This is a genomic window from Mycobacterium sp. E2699 (assembly GCF_001666745.1).
Classification (GTDB): domain Bacteria; phylum Actinomycetota; class Actinomycetes; order Mycobacteriales; family Mycobacteriaceae; genus Mycobacterium.
In genome coordinates this window covers 167,692-176,504 of record NZ_LZJH01000048.1, presented here as the reverse complement: position 1 = coordinate 176,504, position 8,813 = coordinate 167,692, and the positions used below count along the sequence as shown (strand labels likewise).

The window sequence follows — 8,813 nt, the reverse complement described above, 5'->3', positions numbered from 1 at the left end:
CGAAAGACCTCGACGATCTCCTCACGACTGCTCGCACCCATACCCCAAACCCTACGAACACCCACCGACAAAAACCGCCGCCTTGTGACCAGCGAAACAACTGTGACGCAAGGGATTACGCGCCGAAAATGCTGTCACCGCGTTACGCGCGCCGAACACGGCCCGCATCCGCGCGCTACGCGCCGAAAACGCTGTCACCCGCGCTACGCGCGCCGAATACGGCCAGCACGCGCGCTAGGCGCGCCACGCCTGACGCGCCACACGATGGAAATTTCCGCCGAGGACGGCCTCGATATCGGAGTCGCTCCAGCCGCGTGCGCGGAGGTGCTCGTCGAGCCCCAGAAACGTCTCGGGCGGCATCCACTGGATCGGTCCCCAACGGGTGTAGCTCTCGTCGAACAGGTGTGGGTTGCGGGTGACTTCGTCGACGAAATCCGCGAAATCGAACGAGAAGTCGGTGCTGACACCGACGTGGTCGATGCCGACGAACTCGACGGCGTACTCCAGGTGCCGTGCCATCGCGTCGAGAGTCGGGGTGTTGGCCCCCAGGAAGATGCCGACGCCGGTGATCCCGATGACGCCGCCGGTGGCCGCGCAGGCCCGAGCCTGGTCGTCGGTGATGTTACGCGGGTGCTCCCAGACCGCACGCATGCAGGAATGGCTGTAAACGACCGGGCCAGCGGACATTTCGCACATGTCGAGCCCGGTGCGGGCACTGCAGTGCGATCCGTCGGGGACGATGCCCACGCGGTTCATTTCGCCGACCAGCGAACGGCCCCATGCGGTGAGGCCGCCGTCCGTGGCGTCCAGGCAGCCGCTGCCCGCGCGGTTGGCGTGGTTATAGGTCGGCAGCATGGTGCGCACGCCGAGCCCGGCGAAGGTGGCGAGGTTGGCGAGATCGCCCTCAAGGGGGCCGGAGTCCTCGAGGTCGAACACCACCGCGATGCGGCCGCCGCGGGTGATGGCCTCGACATCCTCCAGGTCGTCGGCCAACGCGAGCTGCGGGTGGACACCAACCGCCGAACGATAGTGCCGCAGCAGGGCGACCGCGTCGTCGAAGGATTGGGGCGAATACCCCGCATTGACCGAAACCAACGCGCCGGCGGGGCGCCGGTAGCGAGTCAACGGGTCGACGTCGGTGTCCGTCTGCAGCGGCAGACAGGTGTGCTGGTCCCATAGGAGCGACGTCATGGAACTATTGTAAATCGACCGACTTCCCCGTAGCGGCCGCGTGACCCGCCCGGTAGCCGAAAACCATTGCGGGGCCGATCGTTCCGCCGGCCCCGCCGTAGGCTCGGCCGGTCACGCCGCCCATGGCGTTGCCCGCCGCGAACAGGCCCGGTATCGGCTCACCGCTGACGTGCAGGACGCGCCCGTCGGGATCGGTGCGCGGGCCGCCCTTGGTGCCCATCGCGCCGATGCAGATCGGCACCGCGTAGAACGGGGCGGTGTCTATCGGGCCGAGGGTCTTGCCGGCCAGGGTGGTGGCGCTATCATCGCCCCAGTATCCGTCGTAGGCGCTGGAACCGCGCCCGAAATCGGCGTCTGCGCCGGCCGCAACCTGGCGGTTCCACTCCTCGACGGTGCGGGCGAGCCCGTCGGCGTCGATGCCCGTCTTGGTGGCCAATTCGGCCAGGTCCGCCGACTCGCAGAACCATTCCGGTGCGGGCTGGCCCGGTTCGACCCCCAGGAATCCGTAGCGCTGCAGGTGAACCGAGTCGAACACCATCCACGCACGGTCGTTGACGTAGCCGCCGCGGGGGTCGAGGTACTGGAACGCTCCGGCCATCGAGTTGTAATCGCATGCCTCGTTGACGAAGCGCTTGCCGGCCGAGTTGACGATGATGCTGCGCGGCCGGGTTCGCTCCAGGCGGACGCTGCGGCTGCGCGGTTTGCCGTCGATGGTGTCGCCGGGGATCTGCACGATCGGCACCCACCACGCCTCACCCATGTTCGCCAGGTCCGCGCCGTGTGCCATCGCCATGCGCAGCCCGTCGCCGGTGTTGTACGGCGGGGAGACCGCGCCGTGCATGGGGCCGCGCAGAAAAGCTTGCGCCAGAGCCGGATCCCACTCGAAGCCGCCGGTGCCGAGGATGACCCCGCGGCGGGCGCGCACGCTGATGCTCTTGCCGGACGACTCGACCCGCACCCCGGTGATCTCACCGGCCTCGGCGATGAGCTCTTCGGCCCGCGCGTTCACCCGCACCGCCGCCCCCGCATCCAGCAGACCCTTCAAGAGCCCGGCGATCAGCGCGGTGCCGGCCACGCAGAGATGGCCGGTTCGCTCGTCGATCGCCGCGTGCAGGCGGGCCCTGGTCTCGGCGTCGAAGCCGACGTTGGACCAGTCGGCGGGAAACGACGTGATCCGCGTGGCCCATTCACCTATCTCGCTGAGGTCGAAGGGAATCGGGCTCTGCGACCGGCCGCCCGTCGGCCGTCCGCCCGGCAATTCCGGCCGATAGTCGGGGAAGCCCGCCGCGATCTCGAAGCGCACGCCGCTGTGCGCCTCGACGAAGTCGAGCATCGCCGCGCCCGTCCGCACGAACGTCTCGACCAGGGTGTCGTCCATCGTTCCCAGGGCCTGCGCGCGCAGGTAGCGCAGGGCGTCCGCTACCGTCAATTCCCCATCGGGGGAACGGTTGTGGGCCGGGATCCAGGCGATCCCGCCCGACACGGCGGTGGTCCCGCCGACCGTCGGCGCCTTCTCGAAGACCTCCACCGAGGCGCCGGCGACCGCCGCGGTCAGCGCGGCCGTGAGCGCCGCGGCGCCGCTGCCGAGTACGACGACGTCGACTTCATGGTCCCAAGGCATGGACAGTAATCCCTCCAACTCGGTGGCTAATTCAGTAGCTCGGACAACCGTGTCGCGGCCCTGACGACCGCGTCCCTGCCCCGCATCACCACGTCTTCGCGATGGGAGATGAGGTTGATGCAGGTGGGCGGCGACGGCGTGTGGCGGCGGACGGGTACGGCCAGGCCGTAGGTATTCGGTTCGATCTCACCGTGCGTCATCACCCAGCCGCGTTCGCGGGTGCGCGCCACGAGATCTCGTTCCCCGGGGCGCGGCGGCATGCTCGCAAGCAACGCGATGCCGGCCGCGCCGCGGTCGAGCGGATACCGGCTGCCCTCATGGAAGGACAGTTGGTAGGCGACATGGCTGGGCACGATCACCGCGATCGCGACCTGCTGGTCACCCTCGGCGATGAGCAACGACACGGTGGTGCCGAGTTCGTCGGCCAGCGCGCGCAGCGTCGGCAGGCTCAGTTGTCGCACGTTGCGGTCGAACGACGCGCCGAGCACGGCAAGCCCGGACCCGGGGCGGTAGCGCCCGTCCTCTCCCTTGGCCACCAACCGGAATTGGGCCAGCGTCGACAGCAGGCGGTAGGCGATCGTGCGATGCACCCCGACCTGGTCGGCCAGCTGTTGCACCGTCAGCCCGCTCGGGGAATCGGCCACCATCTGCAGCGCGGTGAGTCCGCGGGCGAGCGTCTGAGAACCCGTCCCAGAAGCCGTCATGGCCTTGACATCCCTGCACGCGGGAGCGAAGCTCTATACATATCGCACATCAGCGTGCGATATTAGCACACAAAGCCGAGTCAATGCGAGGGGCCAGAGAGGAACCGTGGCGGAGTTCGAGAGCGTATGGAGCGATCTCCAGGGCGTTGCCTTCGAGCAGGGCTACCTCGACGCGGGCGGGGTGCGGACCCGGTACCTGCGCGCCGGCGACCCCGGCAAGCCGGCGTTGATGCTGTTGCACGGATCCGGCGGCCACGCCGAGGCCTACGTCCGCAACTTGGCGGCGCACGGCGAGCACTTCTGGACCTGGTCGATCGACATGCTGGGCCACGGGTACACCGACAAGCCGGGCCATCCGCTGGAAGTCCGCCATTATGTTGAGCATCTGATGGCCGTGCTGCGCACCATCGGCGTCGATCGCGCCTGCCTGAGCGGCGAATCGCTCGGGGGATGGGTGGCGGCGCGCGCCGCAGTCGACCATCCTGACGTGGTCGACCGGCTCGTCCTCAACACCGCCGGCGGCTCCCAGGCCGACCCGGTGGTGATGCAACGGATCATCACGCTGTCCATGGCGGCCGCCGAGAACCCGACCTGGGAGACGGTCCAGGCGCGGATCAAATGGCTGATGGCCGACAAGTCCAAGGATTACGACGATCTGGTGGCCAGTCGCCAACGGGTATACCGCCAACCGGGTTTCGTCGATGCCATGCGCGACATCATGGCGTTGCAGGATCCCGAGATCCGGGCGCGCAACCTGCTCGGGCCGGACGAGTACGGCGCCATCATCGCCCCGACGCTGGTGCTGTGGACGAGCGACGACCCCACCGCCGACGTGACCGAGGGCCGCCGCATCGCGTCGATGATCCCCGGCGCGCGCTTCGAGGTGATGCCCGGCTGCGGCCACTGGCCGCAGTACGAGGACGCCAAGACCTTCAACCGCCTCCATCTCGACTTCCTGCTGGGGCGGTGATGGGAAGCGGCGGTCAGCACCCGGACTTAGACGTCGACTTCGATGTTGTGGTCGTCGGCGCCGGCCCGGTCGGGTTGACCCTCGCCAACATCCTTGGCCTGCGGGGCGTCCGGACGCTGGTCGTCGACGAACGCGACAGCCTCATCGACTACCCGCGCGGGGTGGGCCTGGACGACGAGGCGTTGCGCACCTTCCAGTCGATCGGGCTGGTCGACCGGATCCTGCCACACACCGTGCCCAACCAGATCTTGCGGTTCGTCGACGGCAAGCGTCGCGTGCTGGCCGAAATGGCCCCGCCCGATGCGCGTTTCGGCTGGCCGAAGCGCAATGGGTTCGTGCAGCCGCTCGTCGATGCCGAATTGCTGTGCGGGCTGGACAGATTCGAGCACGTCGAGGTGCGGTGGAACCGCCCGATGACCTCGTGCGTGCAGGGCGACGACGGCGTGTCCGTCGAATGCGGCACCGACCGCGATACCGAGCGTGTGCGGGCGCGCTACGTCGTCGGATGCGACGGCGGGCGCAGCATGACCCGCCGCATGATGGGAGTGTCCTTCGACGGGACGACGTCATCGACGCGGTGGCTGGTGGTCGACGTCGCCAACGATCCGCTGGGACACCCCAACAGCGAGGTAGGTGCCGACCCGGAACGCCCATACGCCTCGATCTCGATCGCGCACGGAATTCGCCGTTTCGAGTTCATGATTCACGCCGACGAGACCGACGAGCAGGCCGAGGACCCGGCGTTCCTGACGCGGATGCTGGCGCGGATGGTGCCGCACCCCGAGCGTGTCGACGTGATCCGGCGGCGGGTCTACACCCATCACTCGCGGATCGCCGGGGCCTTCCGCAGCGGCCGACTGCTGCTGGCCGGGGACGCGGCCCACCTGATGCCGGTGTGGCAGGGGCAGGGCTACAACAGCGGCATCCGCGATGCGGCCAACCTGGGCTGGAAGCTCGCCGCGGTGGTGACCGGCCGGGCCGACGGCCGGCTGCTGGACACCTACGACATCGAGCGGCGCAAGCACGCCCGGGCGATGATCGACCTCTCCACCATGGTGGGCCGGGTTATCTCACCGACCGACCGCAGGATCACCACCGCGCGGGACCTCCTGGTGCGTTCGGCGTCAATTGTGCCGTCCCTCAAGCGATATGTGCTCGAAATGCGGTTCAAGCCGATGCCGCGCTACGAGCAGGGCGCCGTTGTACATAACCCCGCGCACTCCGCGCCGCGCCGCGCCGAATCCCCGGTGGGCACCCTGTTCATCCAGCCACGGGTGGACATCCGCACCGAGCGGGACGTCCTCCTGGACGACGTGCTGGGTGATTGGTTCGCCGTGCTGTGCTGGAACAACAACCCGCGCAAGATCCTCGGCGACGAGGCGTTCGCGAAGTGGAAGGCCCTGGGCGCGCACTTCGTTGCGCTGCGGCCGCTGACCCAGCTGCACTGGACCGGCCACGACGATCCCGACGTCGTGGTGGTCGGTGATCGCGGTGGCGCGGTGAAGTCCTGGTTCGATACGCATCAGGAGTCGGTGCTGTTCTTGCGACCCGATCGGTGCATCGCGGGCGCCTGCATCGCCCAGCTCGCGCCCGAGCTGAGCGCCTCGCTGCTGGACGCCCTCGCCCTCACGCCGGGAGGGGGTGACCTCCACCATGACACTGGCTCTGTGCTGCATGTCCCACAGCCCGCTCCTGAATCTTCCGGGGCCGTCGCGGGACCTGCTTGACGACATCGAAGGCGCCATCGCGCAGGCGCGCGAGTTCGTCGAAGCAGTCGACCCCGAACTCGTCGTCATCTTCTCGCCGGACCACTACAACGGGTTCTTCTACAAGGTGATGCCGCCCTTCTGCATCGGCATGCGCGCCAACGGCGTTGGTGATTATGGCACCCACGCCGGGCCGCTTGACGTTCCCGAGCGCCTGGCGGCCGACTGTGCGCAAGCCATCCTCGATGCCGGTGTCGACGTCGCGGTGTCGGCCGGCATGGACGTCGACCACGGCACGGTGCAGCCGCTGGAGAAGCTGTTCGGCGATGCCACCGCGCGGCCGGTGATCCCGCTCTTCGTCAACGCGATCGCGGTGCCGTTGGGGCCGTTGCACCGTTGCCGCGCGCTGGGTGCCGCCGTCGGCGCCTACCTGGCGGGGCTGGACAAGCGGGTGCTGATCATAGGTTCCGGTGGGCTGTCCCACAGCCCGCCGGTGCCGACGCTCGCGACCGCGCCCCCGGCGGTTCTCGAGCGGATCGTGGACGGCCGGCCGATGACGTCCGAGCAGCGACGGGCTCGGCAGGCGGCCGTGATCGACGCGGCCAGAAACTTCGCCGGTGGCGACAGCGACCTGCAGCCGCTCAACCCGGTCTGGGACCACCGATTTCTCGAGATCGTCGACGAGGGGCGACTGGCGGAGCTCGATCAGTGGTCGAATTCGTTCGTCGCGTACGAGGGCGGCAGCTCGGCGCACGAAATCAGGACGTGGGTGGCGGCTTTCGCGGCGTTGGAGACCGCCGGGCCCTACCGGACCACGGTGCGCTACTACAAGCCGGCCGCCGAGCTCATCGCCGGCTTCGCCATCCGCACGGCGGTGCCGGGATGAGCGTAGCCCCTTCGACAGCCGACGGCTTCGACCACGTGGTCGACGTGCTCGTCGTCGGGTCCGGCGGCGGTGGCATGACGGCCGCGTTGACCGCGCAGGCCGCCGGGCTGGACGCGTTGGTGATCGAGAAGTCGCCGTACTTCGGCGGTTCCACGGCCCTGTCGGGGGGCGGCATCTGGGTGCCCGGCGCGCCCGCGCAACGCAGGGAGGGCTACACGCCGTCGCCAGACGACGTCGTGAAATACCTCTCGAGGATCACCGACGGCCTCGTCAGCGAGGCACGCATCCGGCAGTACGTCGAGCACGCGCCGCGAATGCTCGAGTTCCTCGAAAACCTTTCGGGCTGGTTCGAGTTCGTCTGGAAGCCCGGCTACGCGGACTACTACCCGGAGCTGCCCGGCGGGTCGGAGTTGGGCAGCACGATCAACGTGCCGCCCATCGACCTGCGCAAGCTGGGCGTCGACGAACAGAGGCTGCTCAAGCCCCTGGCGCTCGCCCCGAAGGGAATCTGGCTGGGGCCCAAGGAGTTGCGGACGTTCTACCGGATCCGGCAGTCGTGGACCGGCAAGGGCGTGCTGCTGAAGCTGATTTCGCGCATGGTGCGGGCCCGGGTCCTCGGCGAGCGGATGGCGGCGATCGGGCAGTCGCTGGCGGCCCGGCTCCGATTGGCCATGCGGGATCGCGGGATCCCGTTGTGGCTCGGCGCGCCGATGACCGAGTTGCTCACCGACGCCGACGGATCGGTGACCGGCGCGCTGGTGGAAACGGATGGCGACGTCCGGCGGATCGGCGCCCGCCTCGGGGTGATCCTGGCGTCGGGCGGCTTCGACCACGACCTCGCCTGGCGCAAGGAGCAGCTGCCCGAGGTTGACCAGGACTGGAGCTTCGGCAACCCGGCCGCCATGGGCGACGGCATCCGCGCCGGCCAAAAGGTGGGCGCGGCAACGGACTTGCTCGACGAGGCGTGGTGGTTCCCGGCGATCCAGTGGCCGGACGGCCGCATGCAGTTCATGCTCAACGAGCGGATGATGCCGGCGCAGTTCATCGTCAACGGTGACGGGAAGCGCTTCATCAACGAGGCGGCGCCCTACATGGACTTCGGTCACGCGATGATCGACGGCCAGAGGTCCGGGGTCACCCACATCCCGTGCTGGCTCATCACCGACAACCGGTCGTGGAACCGCTACGTCATCGGCGGGCACCTGCCGATACCGAAGATCCCGGGCGCGCCCGTTCCCACCGGGCGCAAGGTCCCGCGGGCCTGGCTGGAGTCGGGCGTGGTGAAGGCGGCGGCGAGCTGGCACGACATGGCCGCGCAGATCGGCGTTCCAGCGCGCCAACTCTCCGAAACCGCGCGCCGCTTCAACGAACTCGCACGCAGGGGTCACGACGACGATTTCAACCGGGGCGACAGCGTGTACGACAACTATTACGGCGACCCGACCCTGCCGAACCCCAACCTGTACCCACTGGGCGACCCGCCGTATTACGCGTTTCGCATCGTCCTCGGCGATCTCGGCACCTCGGGTGGCCTGCGCACCGACGAGTACGCCAGGGTGCTGCGCACCGACGACACGGTGGTGCCGGGCCTGTACGCGGTCGGCAACACCGCGGCACCGGTCATGGGCCGCAGCTACGCCGGCGCCGGGGCGACCATCGGACCGGCCATGACCTTCGGTTTCGTCGCCGCGAAACACCTTGCGAGCCAATCCCTTAGTTCTCATAGGAGGTAGCA

The 8,813-nt window shown here is 68.7% G+C and carries 7 protein-coding genes; 4 read left to right on the top strand and 3 right to left on the bottom strand.

Annotated features, from left to right (window positions below; all coding sequences use genetic code 11):
- Positions 1 to 234: 234 nt before the first annotated feature.
- Genes A5696_RS06690 through A5696_RS06680 form a run of 3 tightly spaced genes read right to left on the bottom strand, consistent with a single transcriptional unit; the run spans position 235 to position 3,516 of the window.
- The gene (locus tag A5696_RS06690) at positions 235 to 1,191 is read right to left on the bottom strand and encodes a dipeptidase (protein ID WP_067875253.1); all 957 of its coding nucleotides are present in this window, start codon (positions 1,189 to 1,191) and stop codon (positions 235 to 237) included.
- A gap of 4 nt (positions 1,192 to 1,195) precedes the next feature.
- A complete protein-coding gene (locus A5696_RS06685; protein WP_067875249.1) occupies positions 1,196 to 2,812 on the bottom strand; it encodes an FAD-dependent oxidoreductase in 1,617 nt (538 codons plus the stop codon).
- 26 nt (positions 2,813 to 2,838) lie between these two features.
- Positions 2,839 to 3,516 (bottom strand): IclR family transcriptional regulator, encoded by a 678-nt coding sequence (locus tag A5696_RS06680; RefSeq protein ID WP_067875246.1) that lies wholly within the window; start codon positions 3,514 to 3,516, stop codon positions 2,839 to 2,841.
- A 106-nt stretch (positions 3,517 to 3,622) separates the two neighbouring features.
- Between A5696_RS06680 and A5696_RS06675 the strand changes: the two genes are divergently transcribed.
- From A5696_RS06675 to A5696_RS06660, 4 genes are read left to right on the top strand one after another with little or no spacing between them, the layout of a single operon-like run.
- The gene (locus tag A5696_RS06675; RefSeq protein ID WP_067875243.1) at positions 3,623 to 4,486 is read left to right on the top strand and encodes an alpha/beta fold hydrolase; all 864 of its coding nucleotides are present in this window, start codon (positions 3,623 to 3,625) and stop codon (positions 4,484 to 4,486) included.
- A complete protein-coding gene (locus tag A5696_RS06670) occupies positions 4,486 to 6,213 on the top strand; it encodes a bifunctional 3-(3-hydroxy-phenyl)propionate/3-hydroxycinnamic acid hydroxylase (RefSeq protein ID WP_067875240.1) in 1,728 nt (575 codons plus the stop codon). The genes A5696_RS06675 and A5696_RS06670 overlap by 1 nt, the downstream gene beginning before the upstream one ends.
- On the top strand, positions 6,161 to 7,078 hold the full coding sequence (locus tag A5696_RS06665) for a 3-carboxyethylcatechol 2,3-dioxygenase (RefSeq protein ID WP_067875237.1): 918 nt from the start codon (positions 6,161 to 6,163) through the stop codon (positions 7,076 to 7,078). The genes A5696_RS06670 and A5696_RS06665 overlap by 53 nt, the downstream gene beginning before the upstream one ends.
- Positions 7,075 to 8,811 (top strand): FAD-binding protein, encoded by a 1,737-nt coding sequence (locus tag A5696_RS06660; RefSeq protein WP_067875233.1) that lies wholly within the window; start codon positions 7,075 to 7,077, stop codon positions 8,809 to 8,811. Before A5696_RS06665 ends, A5696_RS06660 begins: the two co-directional genes overlap by 4 nt.
- The last annotated feature ends 2 nt before the right edge of the window (positions 8,812 to 8,813 follow it).